The organism is Vogesella sp. XCS3 (assembly GCF_020616155.1).
In the GTDB taxonomy this organism is placed as follows: Bacteria; Pseudomonadota; Gammaproteobacteria; order Burkholderiales; family Chromobacteriaceae; genus Vogesella.
Map to the genome: position 1 here is coordinate 1,369,463 of NZ_CP085530.1, position 20,057 is coordinate 1,389,519.

Genomic DNA, 20,057 nt, shown 5'->3' on the forward strand with positions numbered 1-20,057 from the left:
CCCCCGCCCGAGCCCCGTCATGAAGCCCGCCCATCTCGCCCTTACCGCCACTGCCGTCCTGCTGGCTACCTTTAGCGGTGCCAGCGCCTATACCGCCTGGCGCAGCCACCAGCAGCTGGACAAGCTGAATCAAGCCATGGTGCAGTACCCGCTGCTGAAAGTGATCAGCCGCAGCAAGACCTACAGCCTGTGGCAAAGCGAAGAAACCGTGAGCTACCAGCTAGGCTGCGACAACGAAATCAGCAGCGAGCTGTTTGGCGGTACACGCCCCGGCATTACCGTGCGCAATACGGTGTCGCATAACCCGCTATCGCCAGGGGTGCGTACCGACATCATTTGGCCGGCCAACTGGGCCGAACCCATCAAGCAGCTGTTTGGCGATGCGCAGCCGCTGAGCATCCACACCCGTGCCGGCTGGCTGGGCCAGATGGAAACCCGCATCAGCAGCCCCGGCTTCCGTGTGGAAAAAGACGGCAATATGCTGCACTGGAAAGGCCTGGAAGCCACCTTCCAGTACGACCTGCCCCTGCAAAACCTGCAGCACACGCTGATATTGCGCGGCAGTGACGCCAGCGATGCCCAGGGCCGCTTCAAGCTCAGCACGCAAGACTTGCAGCACCAGGGCCAATACCAGCGCAGCAGCAGCGGGCTGTTGCTGGGCCAGGAAACCCTGCGCTTTGGTGGCGTGCAGCTTGCTGCCAGCCAGGGTGATACGCCGCACAGTTTTAGCGCCGGCGTACTGGAAACCAGCATGCAAAGCAGCGAACAAGGCGGCATGGTGGCGCTCAGCGGCAAAGGCAGCTGGGTGGGCCTGCACTACAACAGCAAGCCACTGGGCGACCTGTCCGGCCAGGCCAGCCTGAGCCGGCTGGATGCCAAGGCGCTGGCCGATTACAACAAGCAGGCGCTCACCCAGGGCGTACTGCAATGCCATTTCGACAGCCAGCTGGCCAACCCGGCTAACCGCGCACTGCTGGCGCGCATCCTGTCGCATAGCCCGGCGTTTGCGCAGGTGATTGCCCTGGCCAACCCCGAAGGCAACAGCACGCTGAACATCAAAGCCAGCCTGAACGCGCCAAGCGAGGCCGAGCTGGCAGGCAATGACGCCGCGCTGGCCAAAAAGCTGGCGCTTCAGGCCTTGATCAGTTGGCCGCAAATCCTGCCAGAGCGCTGGGTCAACGATTTTGCCCCCGAGGCCCAGCGCGACGCGCTGGTACAAAGCTACCGCAGCATGGTGTCGCAGATGCTGGCCACCGGCAGCTTGCAACAGGCCGGTGCGCTGCTGCAAACCCGTTTCGAGCTGGCAGACGGCAAACTGCTGCAAAACGGCAAGCCCTACCAGCCGCAACGCGGGCCCGCGCTGGCCGCCAGTGAACCGGCCGCAGAGCCGATAGACCCGGCCCTGCCGGTGGCGCCGGACGAGGCGCTCAGCCAGTAAACCAGCCTCGCCCCGCCCATGCGGCCAACCTTGCCCAGGTTGGCCGCAGCCGTTTTACGCCCTGCCTGCCAGCAGCTGGCGCCGGTAGCGTTCTGGTGTCATGCCGGTATGGCGGGCAAACATGGCAATAAAAGCCGACGGCGTGGTGTAGCCCAGCTCGGCGGCGATATCGGCCACGGTACGGCCGGCCTTCAGCCAGGCCAGCGCCTGCAGCAGGCGCACGCGGTTGCGCCAGGCGGCAAAGCTCATGCCCAGCTGCTGCTGGAAACGCCGCGCCAGCGTGCGCTCGGTGCTGTGCACCTGTGCAGCCCACGCCGCCAGCGTGGTGTTATTACCCGGCTCGGCACGCAAGGCATGCAAGAGCGGGCGCAGCAGGCGGTCGTGGCTATCGGGCAGGTAGTCGTCCAGGCTGCCGGCCTGCACCATGCGCTGCAGCAAGAGCTGCGCTTGCAGGGTGTCCCACTCATCGGCCATGGCAGTAACGCCGCGCTGGCAAAAGTCATCCAGCAAGGCACGCAGCAGCGGGGTTTGCGGTATCAGGCAGGGCTGCGGCGGCAGCTGCGCGGCCAACCCTGGCGCCACGTACACCGACACGTAATCCAGCGCCTGGCGGATGTGCGCCGCGTGCGGCAGGTCGGCCGGTATCCACACTAGGTACTCGGCCGGCGCGGCCAGGGTACGCTCCGGCAGCTGCAGCTCCAGAATGCCCAGGCTGATGCGGTTGATCTGGCCCCACGGGTGGATGTGCCACTCGAAATCGGTATTGGCCAGGAACTGCTCGTGGCGGAAATGCAGTGGTGCTGGCGGCAGCAGATCCAGGTCGGTACTGCTGTAGTGGTAAGCGGGCATGTTGTCGGCAATGGCGTATCGGATTGTCTGCTTTGAAGTATATACCTTGCAACAGACAGATTTACACTCGCCGTATTCTTGCTCTGGAGCCTGTCATGGCACGATTTTTCCCCCTGCTGGCGGTGCTGATCTGGGCCGCCAATACCGTGGTATCCAAGGCGGCGGCCAGCGTGCTGGACCCGGCCGCCATTTCTTTCTACCGCTGGCTGGTGGCGCTACTGGTACTCAGCCCCTTCATGTGGCGGCCGCTGCGCGCGCAATGGCCGGCCATCCGCCCGCTGCTGCCACGCTTTGCCGTACTGGCGCTGCTGGGCATGGTGGCCTACCAGTGCCTGGCCTACTACGCCGCCCACCTGACCACAGCTACCAATATGGGCGTGATCTGCGCGCTGATTCCGCTACTGGGCCTGCTGCTTAACGTAGTGGTGTTCCGGCAGCGCATTAGTGCGGCTGCCGCTACCGGGGTAGCGGTGTCGCTGGCGGGCGTGCTGTACCTGCTGGGCGCCGGCAACCCGCTGGCGCTACTGGCTGGCGGGGTAAACGGCGGTGATGCGCTGATGCTGCTGGGCTCCACCAGCTATGCGCTATACGGCATTCTGTTCAAACGCTGGGCACCGCCGTTTGGCCAGTGGCTGAACCTGTACGTGCAGGTGGGGCTGGCCGTGCTGATGCTGATACCGGTGGCGGCTAGCGCGCAAACCATGGCCATCCCCCCGGCCGGTGTGCCGCTGGTGCTGTTTGCCGGCATTGCTTCGTCCATTCTGGCGGCCTATTTCTGGATGCGCGGCATCCAGACGCTGGGCAGCGACCGCACCGCCATCTTCATGAACCTGCTGCCGCTGTTTACCGCGCTGATGGCCAGCGTGGCGCTGGGCGAAACCATCCACGGCTACCACTGGCTGGGTGGCGGCCTGATTCTGCTGGGTGTCAGCCTGAGCCAAGGCGTGATCCGCTTTACCCTGCGGCAAAAGCAACATATTTGATGCCCCCGGCACGGCCACTGCACTAAAACTGTGCTTCATTAAGCCGAATTTAAGTTAATTCATGCAGCATAAAGGACATTTTATCGATAAGGCAGAATAAGCATGCACGGCAGCGTACTGAGCGGTAGCCGGGAGGCTAGGCTTCCCATTCCGGGCCAACGGGTAATCCGCCGTACTGCCTGGCATCTGGCCAGTGCTGCCGCCCTGGCGGTACTGTTTCTTGTGCTGGAGTACGACACCAGGCTGGACGATGCCGTCACCCGCCTGTTCTATAGCGACGCCTTGCAAGCTTTTCCCCTGCAAAACAGCGCCTGGCTAGACTGGCTGAACCACCGCCTGGCCAAATACGCTATCGCCGCCAGTGTGTTGTGGCTGCTGTACAGCAGCCTGCGTCGCCGCGACAGCCGCCGCGCTTTTGCCGCCGGCATGATGATGCTGGCGACTGCGGCGGTATCCAGCCTGAAAGCCCGTAGTGCCCACTCGTGCCCGTGGGACATGGCCGCCTACGGTGGCAGCGCAGAACACTTCCCCACCCTGGCGGCTACCCCGCTCAATGCCGGCCCCGGCCATTGCTTTCCGGGCGGGCATGCCTCTGCCGGTTTTGCCCTGATGGCCTTGTACTTTTACTGGCAACCCAGTCACCCGGGCCGGGCGCGCATGGCGCTATGGGGTGGCTTGCTGGCGGGCATGCTGATGGGGCTGGGCCAGGTGGCCCGCGGCGCCCACTTCCTTAGCCACAATCTGTGGAGCGGCTGGGTAGTCTGGCTAGTGTGCGTGCTGGGTTTTGCCCTGTTTGACTACCGCGCCGCGCGCCGCCACTAAAGCACCCGCACGCTCAAACCCATGCCGGCCTGCCCATGCAGCCCGGCATTTTTCATGCGCCCCGCACCCGCTGCCAACAACCACAAAGCCGGCCATGCAAAACATCCGCCAGGCATAAGGGGGCGTTAAGGCTGGCTTGCTTTAATGCACCTGTACCTGCACTGCAGCAGGGGTCTACACGGAGCGTCACCATGAAAAAACTGTTTGCTGTTGCCCTGATCGCCGCCTTTGCCTCCAACGCAGCCCTGGCCGGGGCCGAGTGCAAAGCCCAGCCAAAAGACAAATGGCAGAAAGAAGCCGACTTCAAGAAAAAGCTGACCGCCGAAGGCTACCAGATCAAGAAGTTCAAGGTGTCCGGCAACTGCTACGAGATCTACGGCAAAAACAAGGACGGCAAGAAAGTGGAAATCTATTTTGACCCGGTAAGCGGCGCGCCGGTTAAAACCGACATCGAAGACTAAACCGCACCGCCCTGGCCTGCCGGCAAACGCTGGCAGGCTGCTTACCTGGAGTCTGCCATGAATACCCTGCCCGCCACCCCGCACCGCCAGTACGTATGGGACCCGCTGGTGCGCCTGTTCCACTGGAGCCTGGTAGCCTGCGTGCTGGCCAACTTCCTGCTGCTGGAAGAAGGCGACCCGCCACACCGCTGGGCGGGCTATATCGCCAGCGCCCTGGTGCTGATCCGCATCGTGTGGGGCTTTGTCGGTAGCCATCACGCGCGCTTTGCCAGCTTCTTCCCTACCCCGTCGCGGCTGCGCCACCACCTGCAGCAGCTGCGTGCCGGCACCCTGCCGCACAGCGATGGCCACAACCCGCTGGGGGCGCTGATGATGCTGGCGCTGATGGCGCTGGTGCTGTCGCTGGGCGCTACCGGCTACCTGATGGGCACCGACACCTACTGGGGCGAAGAATGGCTGGAAGAGCTGCACGAAGGCCTGGCCAATACCCTGATGCTGGCCGTGGGCCTGCACGCCGCCGCTGCCATCGTGATGAGCAAGCTGGAAAAGGTGAACCTGGTACGCGCCATGATCACCGGCTACAAGACCTAGCGGGGCTGAACACAGTACACTGCCCGTATAAAAAAACGGAGGTAGCATGCGCATCCTCATTATCGAAGACGACCTGCTTATCGGTGACGGGCTACAAACCGGCCTCACCGCCCTGGGTTTCAGCTGCGACTGGCTACGCGATGGCAAGCTGGCGCTACGCGGCCCCGACGCGGCCCCCTACGACGCCGCAGTGCTGGACCTGGGCCTGCCCGGCGTGGACGGGCTAAACGTACTGGCCACCTGGCGCCAGGCCGGCCACACCCTGCCGGTGCTGATCCTGACTGCCCGCGATAGCGTAGACGACCGCATCCGCGGCCTGGACAGTGGCGGCGACGACTACCTGGTGAAACCGTTTGCCCTGGGCGAAGTGGCCGCCCGCCTGCGCGCCCTGCTGCGCCGCCGCAGTGGCCAGGCCAGCCCGTTGCTGCAGCACGGCCGCATCAGCCTGGACCCCGCCGCCCGCCGCGTACTGCTGGACGGCCAGACGGTAGAGTTGGCCGCACGCGAGCTCACCCTGCTGGAGCTGCTGCTGAACAATAAGGGCCGCGTGCTGAGCCGCGCCCAGATAGAAGAAAAGCTGTACGACTGGGCGCACGAAGTAGAAAGCAATGCGGTAGAAGTCCACATCCACCACCTGCGCAAAAAGCTGGGCAGCGAGCTGATCAAGACCCGTCGCGGCCTGGGCTATACGCTAGGCGACGACGCATGAGCCGCAGCTTGCGCGGCACCGTTGGCCGCAGCCTGCTGAAAACCATCACCCCGCTGTGGCTGCTGGCCTGCCTGCTAGTGGGCCTGCTGGCGCACCACGAAGTATCCGAGCTGTACGACGAGCAGCAGCAGCTGTTTGCCCGCCAGCTCTACCACACCCTGCCGCAGCTGAAGAGCGGCGCGAGTAATGCCCGCCACGAAGAAAATGCCGACCATCAGGCCGTCGCGATCTGGGACAGCCAGGCGCGCGCGCTGGTGGCCGACACCGACGGCATGCAGCTATCGCCGCGCCCCGGTTTTACCGGCTTTGTCACCAGCCTGCACGACAAGGAAATCTGGCGCGTGTACTACTACAGTGGCGAGCAAGGCACCGTGGCCGTGGCACAAGAAGAAGGCGAACGCTGGGAGCTGATGCGCGGCCTGCTGCTGACCCAGCTACTGTGGCTGATCATCCTGCCGGTAGCCATGCTGGCCATCTGGTGGGCACTGGGCCGCGGGCTGAGCCCGCTGGTGCATATCCGCCAGCAGCTACAACAGCGCAGTACCGACGACGACACCCCGCTGCCTACCGATGTGCCCAGCGAAATCCGCCCGCTGATCGACGCCATGAACCAGCTGATTGCCCGGGTAGCCAGCACCCTGCAACACGAACGCCGCTTTACCGCCGACGCCGCGCACGAGCTGCGCAGCCCGCTGGCTGGCCTGCGCGTCCAGGCCGAGCTGGTTCAGCTGCTGGACGAGCCGGCCGCCCGGCAAGCAGCCATCGGCAAGGTACTGGCCAGCGTGGACCGCGCCAGCCACCTGGTAGACGAGCTGTTGGCGCTGTCGCGGCTGGAACAGCAGCAAACCCTGCCGTTTGCACCGCTGTCGTGGCCGGCCATTGCCGAGCAGGCCATGGCCGAGGTAGCCGCCGCAGCCACGCAGCGCGCTACCCGCATCGAGCTGCAGCTGGATGGCCACGGCCCGCTGGCCGACGGCGACGCCAGCCTGCTGCAGCTCTTGCTGCGCAACCTGCTGGATAATGCCGTGCGCTACAGCCCGCCTGGCAGCCTGGTGGCCTTGCAGATCGGCCCGCAGCAGATACAGGTGCTGGACAACGGCCCCGGCATTGCCGCCGAACACCTGGCGCGCATAGGCGAGCGCTTTTACCGCCCGGCCGGGCAAGACGCCAGCGGCAGCGGTCTGGGCTTGTCCATTGTTGGCCGCATCGCCAGCCTGCACCGCCTGCAGCTGGCGTGGCACAACCGGCCGGAAGGCGGGCTATGCGTGACACTGCAGCCGCGCGCGCAACACGAAAGCCAAACCAGGGGCTGACGTAAGCGGAAACAGACAAGCCCCTGTCGGTGAGACAGGGGCTTGTTGCGTTCAGGCCGATACGCTGCTGCCGTTCAGCCGCCGCTGTGCTTCGCGACATACCCCAGTGCGGCCAACTTGGCCAGCACCGTGTCCACGTGGTCGCCCTGTATTTCGATATCGCCGTCCTTTACCGTGCCGCCACTACCGCAAGCGGTACGCAGCTGCTTGCCCAGCGCGGCCAAGGCATCGGCCGCCAGCGGCACGCCACGCACCAGTGTCACCGTCTTGCCGCCGCGCCCTTTGCGCTGGCAGCTCACCCGCACCACGCCGTCGCCGGCCGGCACCGCCTGCGTGCCGCAGCGGCAGGCGGCTTGTGGCTGGCGACAGCCGGGGCACATCTGGCCGTGCTCGGTGCTGTATACCAGCCCGCCTTCTTTACCGTAGCGCATGTCTGCCCCCTTATTGAAAGGCCCGCATCACACCACGGGTGGCGCGGCGTGTAAAGCGCTGCCGTTCACAAAACCGGCTATGCGCTGGTAGGCCGCAGCGCAGGCGTCCGGTACCAGCGCTTCCAGCAGCATATAGGCGTGAATCTGGTCGGCCGCGCAGTGGTAATCCACCGCCACCCCAGCCGCAGCCAGCTGGCGGGCGTAAGCCAGACCTTCGTCGTGCAGCGGGTCGTAGCCGCCGGTCAGTATCTGCGTGGGCGCGTGCCGGGCGCCAGGCTGGCCATACAGCGGCGAGGCCGCGTGGCGGTCGCCCCCTTCGCGGAAATAATGGCCGAAATACCAGGCTATGCGCTCGGCCTCCAGCAGATAGCCCTGCCCCAGCGCCTGGATGGATGGCTGCGACAGCGTGTAATCCAGGCTGGGGTACACCAGCACCAGGCGGCTGATGGCCAGGCTGGCGTCGGCCTGCGCCCACTGCGCCACGGTGGCCGCCAGCGCGGCACCACCGGAATCCCCCGCCAACACGGGCAGGCCGTCGTCGATATTGGCCCCGCGCGCCAGCAAGGTTGGCCGCAAGCCGTGCAGCACGGTGCACACATCCTGCAAGGCGGCCGGGTACGGGCATTCCGGCGCCAGGCGGTACTCTACCGACACCACCACGTGCCGCGTGGCCTGTGCCAGCCTGCGGCACACCGGGTCGTAGCTGCTGACACTGCCCGCCATATGGCCGCCGCCGTGGCAGTACACCAGCACCGGCAGCGCCTCGTCCGGCGCCGGGTGGTAGATGCGCACCGGCACCGGGTAGCTGCCCGGCACCATGGCCTCCTGCACCCACGGCAAAGCGGGGCCGGCCGGCACCATGGCGGCGATCAGCCCGGCCAGCGCCTCGCGCGCGCTGATGGGGGTGGTTTGCTGGCCTGCGGCCAACCTTTGCGCCTGGATGGCGTTGACCTGGGCCAGCCAGGCGGCCAGCGCGGGGTGAAGCGGTGTCATGGGTGTACCTCGGTTGACGGGGTGGCCTGCTGGCCGCCCCGGTAATGGGTGATAAACGCTTGCAAACGCTCGCCCAGATAATGGCGCAGCGCCTGCACCACCGGGTTCAGCTGGCGGCGGTCGGCGCACATCATGTGCAGCGGCGCCGGCTCGCCCAGCCACGGCTGGCACAGCGCCACCAGGCGGCCGGCGTGCAGGTCGGGCAGCACGTCCAGCGCCGATTTGTAGGCAATACCGTAGCCGGCCAGCGCCCAGTGCCGCACCGCGTCGCCGTCGTCCGACACGCGGTTGCCGCCCACCTGCACGCTGTGCGCCACGCCATAGCGGAAAAACTGCCAGCGCTGGTGCACCTGCTCGCCCAGCTGGAAGCACAGGCAATTGTGCTGGCGCAAGTCATCCGGCTGCTGCGGCACACCGGCGCGCTGCAGGTAGGCCGGCGCCGCGCACAGGATGCGGCGATTGTCGGCCGCCAGTGGCACCGCAATCAGGCTGGAATCGCCTGGCACACCGTAGCGGATGGCCAGGTCTACCGGCTGGCGGTAGACATCGGCCATGCGGTCGGACAGCTGCACCCGCAGCGTCACGCCGGGGTGGCGCTGCTGGAAATCGTCCAGCCAGCCCAGCAACTGGTGCCGCCCCAGGTCGGACGGCAGCGACAGCTGCAGCGTGCCCTGCAAGTTGCCACCGCCGGCAATGGCGTCGCGCCCGGCGCCAAGCGTGGCCAGCGCCTGGCGGCAATGCGCCAGAAACAGCTCGCCCTGCGGTGTCAGGCGCAGGCTGCGCGTAGAGCGTACAAACAGCGCCGCGCCCAGCTCGGCCTCCAGCCGTTTCAGCGCCGCGCTGGTGGCTGCCGGGGTCAGGTCCAGCCGCCGTGCCGCCGCCGACAGGCTGCCGGTTTCGCTGGTCAGCACGAAAATTTCCAGGTCCTGCAGCGCCTTCATTTTCAAAAATCCTTCACAAGTGCTTGCAATGCCGCGCAGTTTTTCAAATTTCCATACAAGGCAATGATAGCAGCACCGTTTTCCTGCCCGGCAGGAAACCCCAACAGGAGCTTGCCACCATGCCCGATATATCGTTGTTTTCACCACTTGCCCACCCGGCCTTGCCGCTGCCCAACCGCATCGTGATGGCACCGATGACGCGCTGCCGCACCGACCAGCCCGGCGACGTGCCCAACGCGCTGATGGCCGAGTACTACGCCCAGCGCGCCAGCGCCGGCCTGATCATCAGCGAAGCCACGCAGATTTCGCGCCAGGGCCAGGGCTACAGCTTTACCCCCGGCATTTACAGCCAGGCACAGATCGACGGCTGGCGCGGCGTAACCGAGGCCGTGCACGCCGCGGGCGGGCGCATCGTGCTGCAACTGTGGCACGTTGGCCGCATGTCGCACCCGGTATTCCACGACGGCGGCCTGCCGGTAGCGCCGTCGGCACTGCCGCCACAGGCCCAGGTGTGGGTAGCCGACGCCAACGGCCAGGGCCAGATGCTGGACTGCCCGACACCGCGCGCACTGGACATCGGCGAAATTGCCGACATCGTGGCCGACTACCGCCAGGCAGCGCTCAACGCCATGGCCGCCGGTTTCGACGGTGTGGAAATCCACGCCGGCAACGGCTACCTGATCGACCAGTTCCTGCGCAGCACGTCCAACCAGCGCCAGGACCGCTACGGCGGCAGCCGCCGCTCACGGCTGCGCTTTTTGCTGGAAGTCTGCGGCGCCGTGGCCGGTGCCATCGGCGCAGCGCGTACCGGCGTGCGGCTGGCGCCCTATATCACCGCGCGCGGCATGGCCTGCCCGGACATCATCCCCACCATCCTGGAAGCCGCCGTGCAGCTGGACAAGCTGGGCGTGGGCTACCTGCACCTGTCCGAAGCCGACTGGGACGATGCGCCGCAAGTTGACCTGCTGTTCCGCCAGGCGCTGCGCCAGCGCTTTGCCGGCACGCTGATCGTAGCCGGCCGTTACGACGCCGCCCGCGCCGAAGCCATGCTGGCCAGCAAGCTGGCCGATTTGGTGGCCTTTGGCCGCCCCTTTATCGCCAACCCCGACCTGCCAGCCCGGCTGCAACACGGCTGGCCGCTAGCCGACTTCGACCCCGCCGCGCTGTTTGGCGGCCAGGCCGACGGCTACACCCGCTACCCACCCTATACCCCGCCTGCCAGCCAGGCCTGACACCGAGAACTGCACCATGGACATCACCCCTTACCTGCTCCGCCGCTATACCACCAAAGCCTTCGACCCCGAGCGCCGGCTGGACGCCGCGCAACTGGCGCAAATCGAAACCCTGCTGCGCTACAGCCCGTCGTCCACCAACGCCCAGCCGTGGCATTTCATCCTGGCCGGCAGCGACGACGGCAAGGCGCGCATCGCGCAAGCCACCCAGGGCTTTTACAGCTTTAACGAGGCCAAGATCCGCCGTGCCTCGCACGTGGTGGTGCTGTGCACCCGCGCCCAGGTAGACGACAGCCACCTGCTGCAGGTGCTGGCGCAAGAAGACCAGGACGGCCGCTTTGCCAATGCCGAGGCGCGCGAAGGCCAGCACCGTGGCCGCAGCCACTTTGTGAACGCCCACCGCTTCCAGCTGCGCGACAGCGTGCACTGGATGGAAAAGCAGGTGTACCTGGCGCTGGGCATGCTGCTGCTGGGCGTGGCCGCCATGGAAATCGACGCCTGCCCGATCGAAGGCTTCGACGCCGTGGCGCTGGACGAGGCACTAGGCCTGCGCCAGCACGGCCTGGTGCCGTCGGTGATCGTAGCGCTGGGCTACCGCACTGCCGACGACTTCAACGCCGCGCTACCCAAATCGCGGCTGCCGGCCGACAGCGTCATCACCCGGCTGTAAGCCCCCTTTGCCCGCGCCCTGCACGGGGCCGGGCCCCTGCCGGGTACGCGCTGCGCGCCCGGCTTTTCACAGGAGCCTGTCATGAGCATCCAGCGACTGGATCATTTCACCTTGCGTACCCCGGCGGTAGCCGCCACCGTGGCCTTCTACCAGCACGTTATCGGGCTGGCCCCCGGCCCGCGCCCGGCCTTCCGCTTCCCAGGCGCCTGGCTGTACGCCGGCAGCCAGCCGGTACTGCACATCGCCGAAGTGGGCGACAAGCAGGACCAACTGGAAGCCTACCTGGGCAGCCGCGACGCAGGCAGCGGTAGCGGCTGCCTGGACCACGTATCGCTGCGCGGCAGCGAGCTGGCCGCCACCCAGCAGCACCTGCTGGCGCTGGGCCAGCCGTTCCGCGAACGCGTGGTGCCGGAAATCAACGAACACCAGCTGTTCCTGCAAGACCCCAACGGCGTCACCATCGAGCTGATCTTCCCCTGCTCGCCCGACGACCGCATCGTGGGCGAACCGATGCCGCAGCTGGAGATCGCGCCATGAAGCCGCCACGCCGCCTGCCGGCTGCCAGCCGCCGCCAGTGGCTGAAGCTGGCCGCCACCACCGCGCTGCTGCCGGCGCTGCCGCTGGCCGCCGCCGAGACCCCGCCGCTGCAGCTGGGCGTCACCGACCTGAGCTTCCACCGCGCCACTGCTGCCGTGGTGGTAGCGGTGCTCACCCGGCTGGGCTACCGCGTACAGCGCAGCTACGCGCTGCACGAGGCCAACTTCGAGCGCCTGCGCAACGGCGACATCGACCTGCTGGCCTCGGCCTGGCTGCCGTACAGCCACGGCGTGTACCAGAACCGCGTGCACGAAGTAGTAAGCACCCGCGAGCTGGGCCTGCACTACCAGCCATACGCGCTGTGGGGCGTGCCCGACTACGTGCCGGCCGACGCGGTCGGCAGCGTGGCCGACCTGCTCAAACCCGAGGTACGCCAGCGCATGACGCCGCTGATACAGGGCATTGGCCCCGGCGCCGGCATTACCCGCTTTTCGCTACGCATGATGGACGAGTACGGCCTGAGCGCCGCCGGCTACCGCTTCCAGACCGGCACCCAGCAGCAATGTTTCGACGCCTTCGAGCAAGCGGTGGCCGCGCAGCGCTGGGTGGTGGTGCCGCTGTGGCACCCGCAGTTCCTGCACGCGCGCTACCGCATCCGCGAGCTGCAAGACCCGAAAGGCCTGCTGGGCGGTACCGACCGCGCCGTACTGCTGGCGCGCAGCGACCGCCTGTCGCGCCTGACTCCGGCCCACCTGCAGGTGCTGGACAACATCCGGCTGGATAACCGCATCGTGGCCGCGCTGGACTACGCCATCAACCGCGAAGGACAAAGCGAAGACCAGGCCGCAGAAGCCTGGCTGGCCGCCCACCCCGACACCCTGGCCGGCTGGCTGCGGCCAACCCTGGGCAGCTAAGACCCTAGCCCGCAACACCACACAGAAGAAACAGGAGGAGAACATGCCACATTCCGTCCCCACCCCCGAGGCCCGCCTGGCCGCGATGGGGCTCACCCTGCCCAGCCCGGCGCCGGCGCTGGGCAACTACGTGCCCTGGTGCATCGTGGAGCGCACTTTCATGACCTCGGGCCAGTTCCCCTGGCGCGACGGCCAGCTGCTGTACCGCGGCCGTCTGGGCCAGGAGCTGGACATCGACCAGGGCTACGCCGCCTGCCAGCTGGCGGCGCTGAACGCCATTGCCCAACTGAAACAGGCGGTGGGCGAGCTTAGCCGCGTGCGCCGCATCTTCCGGCTGGAAGGCGTGCTGAACGTAGCCGAGGGCTGCACCCAGCACCCGCGCGCGCTGGATGGCGCCTCGGACCTGCTGGCCGCCGTATTTGGCGAACAGGGCAGCCACACCCGCATGATCTGGACCAACCCGGTGATGCCGATGGACGGCTTTTGCCTGGTGTACCTGTTTGCCCACGTGGACACCGCTATGCCAGGAGACGCCGCATGAACGCCACACAACGCCTGTTTGTCGCCAGCTGTCTTTCCATCATGGTGACGTCGATGATCTTTTCCATCCGTGCCGACATCCTGCAGCCGGTGGCGGCCGACTACGGGCTGAACAACGCCCTGATCGGCCTGACCATGTCGTCGGTGTTCTGGGGTTTTACCCTGGGCATCCTGGTATGCGGCCTGATTGTGGACGTAGTGGGCATGAAGCGGCTGCACCTGCTGTCTGGCGCCGGCTACCTGGGCGGCATCGCGCTGATCTTGCTGGCGCCGGTACCGGCTGCGGCCAACCCTGCAGGCGGCCTGTTTGCCAGCACCGGCAGCACCGTGCTGTACCTGGGCTTTTTGCTGACCGGCATTGCCCAGGGCGTGGTGGAAGGCGTTACCAACCCGCTGGTGGCCACGCTGTACCGCCACGACAAGCGCCGCATGCTGCACAAGCTGCACGCCTGGTGGCCGTGCGGCCTGATCGTGGGCGGGCTGGTGGCCTGGGGCATGGGCCAGCTGGGGCTGGGCTGGCAGCTGCGGCTGCTCAGCGTGGCGGTGCCGGTAGTGGCCTACCTGCTGCTGATCGCCCCGCTGCACTACCCGCCTACCGAGCGGGTCAGCGCCAGCGTCAGCACCGGACAGATGCTGGCCGAAACGCGCCGCCCGCTGTTCCTGCTGCTGTTCGCGCTGATGTGGCTGACCGCCGCCACCGAGCTGGCACCGGACCAGTGGTTTGCCAAGATCATGGCCGACCTGCTGCCGGCGCTGGGTAGCAATACCATCCTGTTCCTGGTGTATACCGCCGGCCTGATGTTCGTGCTGCGCCAGTATGCCGCCGGCTGGCTGTTCCAGCGCCTGTCGCCATACGCCATCCTTACCGGCAGTGCGCTGCTGTCGCTGGCGGGCCTGGCCACGCTGGGGCATTTGTCGGCCGATGCGGCCTGGGCCGGTAGCGCCGCCTTGCTGGGCGCCACGCTGTTCGGCGTGGGCAAAACCTTCTTCTGGCCTACCATGCTGGCCATCACCAGCGAGCAGTTTCCGCGTGGCGGCGCGCTGCTGCTGAACCTGATGGGCGGCGCCGGCATGCTGTCGGTGATGGTGGCGCTGCCGGTAGTGGGGCAAATGATGGATAGCAGCGACACCGCTACCGCGCTGCGCCAGCTCAGCCTGCTGCCGGCCATCCTCAGCGTGGTGTTTGCCGTACTGTGGTGGCGGCAGCGCCAGCGCGGCGGTTACGCGGTGCAGGCCCTGCCGCACGACTAGGGCCCTACCCTGACCCGGCCGGCTTAGCCCGGCCGGGCTTCCAGCGTGTCGCGCTGCGCCAGCGACGGGAACCAGCGCATCCACAGCACCACCACCAGCAGGGTACCGGCACCGCCCAGCACCACCGCCGGCACGGTGCCAAACAGGTGGGCGGTAACGCCGGATTCGAACTCGCCCAGCTGGTTTGACGCACCGATGAACAGCGAGTTGACCGCATTGACGCGGCCGCGCATGTCGTCCGGCGTTTCCAGCTGCACCAGCGTGCCGCGGATCACCACGCTGATGATGTCGGACGCGCCCAGCACCATCAGCGCCGCCAGCGACAGCAAAAAGTGGGTGGACAGGCCAAAGCCGATGGTGGCCAGGCCAAACACCGCCACCGAGGCAAACAGCGTGCGGCCAACCTTGCGCTGTACCGGGTGGCGCATCAGCCATACCGACATCGCCAGCGCCCCCACCGCCGGCGCCGCACGCAACAGGCCTAGGCCCCACGGGCCGGTGTGCAGGATGTCGGCGGCAAACACCGGCAGCAAGGCCACCGCGCCGCCCAGCAGCACGGCAAACAGGTCCAGCGAGATGGCCCCCAGGATGTCTGGCCGGCTGCGGATGAAGCGGATACCGGCCAGCAGCGAATCCATGCTCACCTTGCGGCTGTCGGCCACGTGCGGGGGCAGCGGCAAGCCCAGCACCAGCACCACGCCGGCCACAAACATCAGCGTATTGAGGCCATAAGTCAGCGGCGCACCAAAGGCAAACAGCAACCCGCCCAGCGCCGGCGCCACGATGGTGGCCATCTCGTTGGCCGAAGCCGATGCTGCCACGGCCTGCGGCAGCAAGGCGGGCGGCACGATATTGGGCAGGATGGATTGCATGGTGGGCATATCGAAAGCGCGGCAGGTGCCGATCAGCAGCGACAAGCCAAAAATCAGCTCGCGGCTTACCGCCAGGCCCACGCCGCTATTGGCCAGCAGCATGGTGGCCGCCGCCAGCGCCTGCAGCAGCATGCTGATGGCCACGATGCGCTGGCGCGGGTAGCGGTCGGCCACCGTGCCGGTAACCAGCACCAGCAGGATGCGCGGCAGAAACTGCAGCAGCCCCACCAGGCCCAGGTCCAGGGCGCTACCGCTGAGGGTGTACATTTGCCAGCCCACCGCTACCCCCATGATCTGAAAACCGCCGGTCAGCAGCAGGCGCGCGCTCCAGAACTGCCAGAACGGGCGGTGGTGGCGCAGGGACAACACGGGCGGCGACGCTGGGTTGGGCATGGCAAAGGCAAGCAAAAGGGGAAAGCCGTACAGGCTACGCCGCCAGCCGCCCGCGCACCAGTAGGCCTGGCAGTACGCTGCGTTCTGCCAGGCAATACGCAACAAGGCCCGGGCTGCCAGCAGCCCGGGCCTTGTACCTGGCACCCGCTTAACGCGCGTCGATCAGCGGCTGGATGTCCAGCAGCGTCAGCTCGTTGTCGTCAGGCTTGCCCAGCTGGCGGCCGGACGAGTACGGGAAGTTGTTGTCGTTCACCAGCACGATGTGGTGACCGTCCACCACCACCAGCCCTTCCGGCCCCAGGTGCGGCAGGCCAAAGCGGCCGTTGGCGTCGCTGTAGCGCGACAGGCGCTTGGGGTCGGCAATGCGGGTCAGGTCGATATAGGCCACCTTCTTCACAAAGCCATCGGCATCGGCCTGCGCCAGGTCGATCTTGTACACGCGCTTGAACGCCGCCGGCTTGTTGAAGCAGTCGGTGCGCGCCATCTCGCCGGGGCACACCTGGCCCAGGCCCTCGCTGCTGTCGTCGCGCTCGATCAGCAGCCCGGTGCTGGCGTCCAGCAGCTGGAAGTCGGCCATCACGTTACCATCCTGCTCGAACTGGTACTTCCACTGCTTGCCGGTGTAGCGGCCGGCCGCCACGTCAAACTCGAAGATACGGGTGAAGGTCCTGCCGTTGGCCGCACGCTCGAAGCCCTTGCTGGCGGCGTCAAAAGCCGGCCATTCCAGCGCCGGGTACAGCTTGCTGCCGTCCGGCGCTTTGGCCATCGGCTCGAAGCCGCCGGAGCGGCGTACGTTCCAGCTGCCAATGCTGTCGGTAGGCAGGTTGCCCAGGCGGCCGTTCAGGTAGTGGTCCGGCGAGCGGTAGGCCACGTCGCCCACCTTCATCTCGTGTACCGCCAGCACCTTGCCGTCCAGGTCGGCGCGAATCAGATAGGGGCCGAACTCGTCGCCTATCCACATTTCCTTGCCCACTACCTGCAGCGATTCCACGTCGAAATCAACACCAGTGAGGTAACGCTGGGCGCTGGCTTCGTTCTGGATGGCAAACGGCACCTTGCGGTCCGGGTCGCGCAGGAAGATCGTCCGCTGTACGTCGGTACTGCCTTTGGCCCAGTCCACCGCTACGCGGTGCACCATCAGCAGCGCGTCCTGCGAGTTGATCTTGTTGCCAAAGCCGTTATCGGTAAGCGTCAGGTAGTGGTTGCGGTCCAGCATGGCAATGCCGGAAAAGCCCTGTACCGCCTGCCCCTTTACCGGCAGCGCCCCGCCCGACGCACGCGGGTACTTGGGGTCGCCCACAAAGGTGTTGGCCGCTTCCGAACCCGGCACCTCGTTACGCACGCGCTTGCCGTTGGCAAACTTGCCCGAGGTGGCAAAAAAGGTGCCCGCGTCCGCCGGCGGCGTGGCCACGGTATTAAACGGCACCACGGCGTGGCCAGCCAGCGTGGCCTCCACCGCCTGCTGCGCGTGGGCAGCGGTAGCACAACAAGCCAGGGCCAGCGTCAGGCTAAACAGGGGTTTCATGGCAGACAGCTCCGGTAACAAAAATGAAGCCGCTACGGTAAAGCGCCACGGTGACGGCAGCGTGACGCGGGTGTGAAAGGCGCAAGACAGGCAGATGCGTTGTAACGGTGGGGTAAACGACAAGGTTGGCCGCAAGGGGTGGGCATGGTGATAAGCCCGGATAAGGCGCAGCCGAATCCGGGGATAGGCCGGTATCGTTAACGAAGATGCGGTAGCGTTTTATCCTGGAGACACCAAGGACTAGGCAAGGCAAGCTACTGGCCATCAGCACTTTCAGCCAACCGTAAAAAAGCGGAAAGCTGTGCCACCAAATTTGGCTACTGAACAAATCGCGCCGTATCAACTTCATCAGAAAGGAAAAACGCACCATTAGGCCCGATAGTATAGAAGCGCCCGTTTGGTGCAACAAACTCGGCAATATTGTCTTCCGTCTCGTACATGTTGCTTGTATCCAAAGACAACACCACATGATTTGAGAAAACCAAGTCCACCATATTGGATTCACGCACTAAAAAATTACGCAGAAATACACCTTCTAAGTATTTTAATTTTTCTGCCGCATTATCATCAGTAATGGATTCGCTATGGCTTTGTTGCACAAATCAGCCGTAGGTCGAACTACCCCAATCCCCAGACGGATTTATCCCATACGGACCGTTTGCGGCGTGCCCAGTGCTGTGAAGCGATTCAGAATCGCTGCACAGATTTGAAGCTCCGCTACTTGCCGGTCAAAGTCCCGTGACTTAACCCGATCTGCCAGCAATTTGAAACAGTGCATCTTCGTTTCGACCAAGCTGCGGCGATGGTAGCCACTCCACTTTTTCCAGAGCGCGCGCCCCAGATACTTCACCGCTCGTAGCGACTCATTGCGAGCCTGATTGCCCCGTAAATTCCCTTTCCAGAATTGGCCATTTCGACGTGGGGGAATGATGGCTGCCGCCCCACGCTCTGCAATCGCTGCGTAACATAGGCGTGTGTCGTACGCCCCATCCGTGGTGACGGTTACCAGTCCCTCTCCCGCCGGAATTTGCGATAGCAGCTCTGGCAGCATCGTGGCATCTCCAGTGCGATTGTCGGTCACTTCCATTGCCCGGATTTCCAGCGTTTGCGCATCTATGCCCAGATGCAGCTTGCGCCATTGGCGGCGGTAATCAGCGCCATGCTTTTTCACCTTCCACTCGCCTTCACCCATCATCTTGATGCCGGTGCTATCCACCAAGAGATGCAGACAACCTTGCTTTTTCTGTACCGGGATGCGGACTTGCAGGTCTTTCTGGCGGCGGGAAAGCGTGCTGAAGTCGGGGACGGCCCAGTCAAGGCCAGCCAGGCGCAACATACTTTCGACCATACCTGTGGCTTGCCGTAGCGCCAGGCCAAAGAGGCATTTGATGGTGAGACAGAACTGGATGGCAGCATCAGAAAAAGTTAGCTGCCGTCCCCGCCTGCCGGTAGCCGGTGCCAACCAGTTCATGCCTTTGTCGAGCCAGAGAAGGAGCTGCCCTCGTTGCTTGAGGGACTGGTTGTATGACTGCCAGTTGATGGTTTGGTACTTGGGAGGAAGGGGCTTGCTCATGCGGTCATTCTACCGGACGGACGCAAGCACTGATTTGTGCAACAAAGCCCCTCAACATCTGAAAGATACTGCCATGAAATCAAAAGAAGCCCAATTGATTACCGGCCACAAAACTAGTACCCATATACATTTCGAGCCTGGGGACCATATGTCTTAATCACAGACTTAATCGCTTCAAAATCCAAAGGATCAAGCTGATCACGCAACAAGCGCAAGCCCGACTTAATTTTGCATATATGGGCGATAACAGACTCATCGGGGAGTGGTTTTTCTCGCTCCAAGGCCAAAACTTCAGAATAATGAGTGATCATGGAACCTATAACATCACAGGCAACTTCATACATCACACCAGTACGGCTAAAAAGCCCTGCTTTATCAATCTGCCGAAAAGCAATACTCAACGCATCGATATCACCATCGGCAAGAATACTATCAATTAGCACCCTCAGAAAAATGGGATCAGCATTGAACATCTCTACCATTGCCTCATCATGCGGCCGATCTCTCATACCTTGCCACCTCAAATTGAACACATAAAACCCCAGCCTCTACAACAGAAACGGCAAAAGTCTTATATTCGCATCATTTGCCTTAAATAATTCAAATTCCTTTATTGTTTTTTTCAAACCATCCAAATCACGCATCATCTGATCGATATTTTTTGCCACGGTAGACAATTGCTGCGTCGAACTATTCTCAATATCAATATTTAGAAGATCTTCCACATACTTCTTAGAACTCATACAAAATTTATGCTCCTCAACCAAGAAGCAAGAAACATTGGAAACTCTTCCAATCTCTTCATGAATAACACGAGAAGGATTATCATGTAATTTCTTCGCCTCTTCAAACTCAGCATCAGAAAGATTTCTACTATGGCGAACAGCATAATCAGCTCGATTTGCCATACTTCTCAAAGCACTAAACACCTTATCCCCATCACTGAGCGTCCCCTTAAAAAAACCTTTATCACGGGCAAAGCTTTTAGCCAGCGAATGAATTTCCTCTACTACCGGCTT

The 20,057-nt window shown here is 64.3% G+C and carries 23 protein-coding genes; 13 read left to right on the forward strand and 10 right to left on the reverse strand.

Going from position 1 to position 20,057, the window contains the following annotated elements; all coding sequences use genetic code 11:
• Positions 1 to 19: 19 nt before the first annotated feature.
• Complete coding sequence (locus LCH97_RS06435) at positions 20 to 1,438, forward strand: DUF945 family protein (RefSeq protein WP_227304189.1); 1,419 nt, start codon at positions 20 to 22, stop codon at positions 1,436 to 1,438.
• A gap of 54 nt (positions 1,439 to 1,492) precedes the next feature.
• Here the strand turns inward: LCH97_RS06435 and LCH97_RS06440 are convergent, their stop codons facing one another.
• The gene (locus tag LCH97_RS06440; RefSeq protein WP_227304191.1) at positions 1,493 to 2,287 is read right to left on the reverse strand and encodes a helix-turn-helix domain-containing protein; all 795 of its coding nucleotides are present in this window, start codon (positions 2,285 to 2,287) and stop codon (positions 1,493 to 1,495) included.
• A gap of 95 nt (positions 2,288 to 2,382) precedes the next feature.
• Here LCH97_RS06440 and LCH97_RS06445 point away from each other — a divergent pair, with 95 nt between their 5' ends.
• From LCH97_RS06445 to LCH97_RS06470, 6 genes are all read left to right on the forward strand, one after another.
• A complete protein-coding gene (locus tag LCH97_RS06445; protein ID WP_227304193.1) occupies positions 2,383 to 3,270 on the forward strand; it encodes a DMT family transporter in 888 nt (295 codons plus the stop codon).
• Between the two features lie 102 nt (positions 3,271 to 3,372).
• Positions 3,373 to 4,092, forward strand: coding sequence for a phosphatase PAP2 family protein (locus LCH97_RS06450; RefSeq protein WP_227304195.1), 720 nt, complete (start codon positions 3,373 to 3,375; stop codon positions 4,090 to 4,092).
• 191 nt (positions 4,093 to 4,283) lie between these two features.
• Positions 4,284 to 4,553, forward strand: a complete 270-nt coding sequence (locus LCH97_RS06455; protein ID WP_227304197.1) for a PepSY domain-containing protein — start codon at positions 4,284 to 4,286, stop codon at positions 4,551 to 4,553.
• A 57-nt stretch (positions 4,554 to 4,610) separates the two neighbouring features.
• Positions 4,611 to 5,144, forward strand: coding sequence for a cytochrome b/b6 domain-containing protein (locus tag LCH97_RS06460; RefSeq protein ID WP_227304200.1), 534 nt, complete (start codon positions 4,611 to 4,613; stop codon positions 5,142 to 5,144).
• Between the two features lie 46 nt (positions 5,145 to 5,190).
• On the forward strand, positions 5,191 to 5,853 hold the full coding sequence (locus LCH97_RS06465; protein WP_227304201.1) for a winged helix-turn-helix domain-containing protein: 663 nt from the start codon (positions 5,191 to 5,193) through the stop codon (positions 5,851 to 5,853).
• A complete protein-coding gene (locus tag LCH97_RS06470) occupies positions 5,850 to 7,166 on the forward strand; it encodes an ATP-binding protein (protein WP_227304203.1) in 1,317 nt (438 codons plus the stop codon). The genes LCH97_RS06465 and LCH97_RS06470 overlap by 4 nt, the downstream gene beginning before the upstream one ends.
• A gap of 74 nt (positions 7,167 to 7,240) precedes the next feature.
• Here the strand turns inward: LCH97_RS06470 and LCH97_RS06475 are convergent, their stop codons facing one another.
• The 3 genes from LCH97_RS06475 to LCH97_RS06485 are packed head-to-tail and all read right to left on the reverse strand — an operon-like array spanning position 7,241 to position 9,531.
• Entirely contained in the window at positions 7,241 to 7,597 is a 357-nt protein-coding gene (locus LCH97_RS06475; RefSeq protein WP_227304205.1) for a translation initiation factor Sui1, read from the reverse strand.
• A gap of 27 nt (positions 7,598 to 7,624) precedes the next feature.
• Positions 7,625 to 8,590 (reverse strand): alpha/beta hydrolase, encoded by a 966-nt coding sequence (locus LCH97_RS06480; RefSeq protein ID WP_227304207.1) that lies wholly within the window; start codon positions 8,588 to 8,590, stop codon positions 7,625 to 7,627.
• Positions 8,587 to 9,531 carry a LysR family transcriptional regulator gene (locus tag LCH97_RS06485; RefSeq protein ID WP_227304209.1) on the reverse strand — a complete coding sequence of 315 codons (945 nt, stop codon included), beginning with the start codon at positions 9,529 to 9,531 and terminating at the stop codon, positions 8,587 to 8,589. Before LCH97_RS06485 ends, LCH97_RS06480 begins: the two co-directional genes overlap by 4 nt.
• 119 nt (positions 9,532 to 9,650) lie before the next feature.
• On the opposite strand from LCH97_RS06485, the gene LCH97_RS06490 reads away from it, so the two are divergent.
• The 6 genes from LCH97_RS06490 (at position 9,651) to LCH97_RS06515 (ending at position 14,675) form a co-directional block, all read left to right on the forward strand.
• Complete coding sequence (locus LCH97_RS06490) at positions 9,651 to 10,763, forward strand: alkene reductase (protein WP_227304211.1); 1,113 nt, start codon at positions 9,651 to 9,653, stop codon at positions 10,761 to 10,763.
• A gap of 16 nt (positions 10,764 to 10,779) precedes the next feature.
• A complete protein-coding gene (gene nfsB / locus LCH97_RS06495) occupies positions 10,780 to 11,433 on the forward strand; it encodes an oxygen-insensitive NAD(P)H nitroreductase (RefSeq protein WP_227304213.1) in 654 nt (217 codons plus the stop codon).
• An 81-nt stretch (positions 11,434 to 11,514) separates the two neighbouring features.
• Positions 11,515 to 11,970 carry a VOC family protein gene (locus LCH97_RS06500; protein WP_227304215.1) on the forward strand — a complete coding sequence of 152 codons (456 nt, stop codon included), beginning with the start codon at positions 11,515 to 11,517 and terminating at the stop codon, positions 11,968 to 11,970.
• On the forward strand, positions 11,967 to 12,884 hold the full coding sequence (locus LCH97_RS06505) for a glycine betaine ABC transporter substrate-binding protein (protein WP_227304216.1): 918 nt from the start codon (positions 11,967 to 11,969) through the stop codon (positions 12,882 to 12,884). The genes LCH97_RS06500 and LCH97_RS06505 overlap by 4 nt, the downstream gene beginning before the upstream one ends.
• 43 nt (positions 12,885 to 12,927) lie before the next feature.
• The gene (locus tag LCH97_RS06510) at positions 12,928 to 13,425 is read left to right on the forward strand and encodes an Atu1372/SO_1960 family protein (protein WP_227304218.1); all 498 of its coding nucleotides are present in this window, start codon (positions 12,928 to 12,930) and stop codon (positions 13,423 to 13,425) included.
• Entirely contained in the window at positions 13,422 to 14,675 is a 1,254-nt protein-coding gene (locus tag LCH97_RS06515) for a sugar MFS transporter (RefSeq protein WP_227304220.1), read from the forward strand. The genes LCH97_RS06510 and LCH97_RS06515 overlap by 4 nt, the downstream gene beginning before the upstream one ends.
• A gap of 23 nt (positions 14,676 to 14,698) precedes the next feature.
• Here the strand turns inward: LCH97_RS06515 and LCH97_RS06520 are convergent, their stop codons facing one another.
• The 6 genes from LCH97_RS06520 to LCH97_RS06545 all read right to left on the reverse strand — a co-directional run bounded on the left by LCH97_RS06520 (position 14,699) and on the right by LCH97_RS06545 (position 19,967).
• Entirely contained in the window at positions 14,699 to 16,045 is a 1,347-nt protein-coding gene (locus LCH97_RS06520; protein WP_227304222.1) for an MFS transporter, read from the reverse strand.
• Between the two features lie 43 nt (positions 16,046 to 16,088).
• Entirely contained in the window at positions 16,089 to 17,465 is a 1,377-nt protein-coding gene (locus LCH97_RS06525) for an esterase-like activity of phytase family protein (RefSeq protein WP_227304223.1), read from the reverse strand.
• A 317-nt stretch (positions 17,466 to 17,782) separates the two neighbouring features.
• Positions 17,783 to 18,064 carry a hypothetical protein gene (locus LCH97_RS06530; RefSeq protein ID WP_227304225.1) on the reverse strand — a complete coding sequence of 94 codons (282 nt, stop codon included), beginning with the start codon at positions 18,062 to 18,064 and terminating at the stop codon, positions 17,783 to 17,785.
• Positions 18,065 to 18,105: 41 nt separating this feature from the next.
• Positions 18,106 to 19,038, reverse strand: a complete 933-nt coding sequence (locus tag LCH97_RS06535; protein ID WP_227301451.1) for an IS5 family transposase — start codon at positions 19,036 to 19,038, stop codon at positions 18,106 to 18,108.
• 113 nt (positions 19,039 to 19,151) lie between these two features.
• Positions 19,152 to 19,520, reverse strand: coding sequence for a hypothetical protein (locus LCH97_RS06540; RefSeq protein WP_227304227.1), 369 nt, complete (start codon positions 19,518 to 19,520; stop codon positions 19,152 to 19,154).
• A 66-nt stretch (positions 19,521 to 19,586) separates the two neighbouring features.
• On the reverse strand, positions 19,587 to 19,967 hold the full coding sequence (locus tag LCH97_RS06545) for a hypothetical protein (RefSeq protein WP_227304229.1): 381 nt from the start codon (positions 19,965 to 19,967) through the stop codon (positions 19,587 to 19,589).
• Between the last annotated feature and the right edge of the window lie 90 nt (positions 19,968 to 20,057).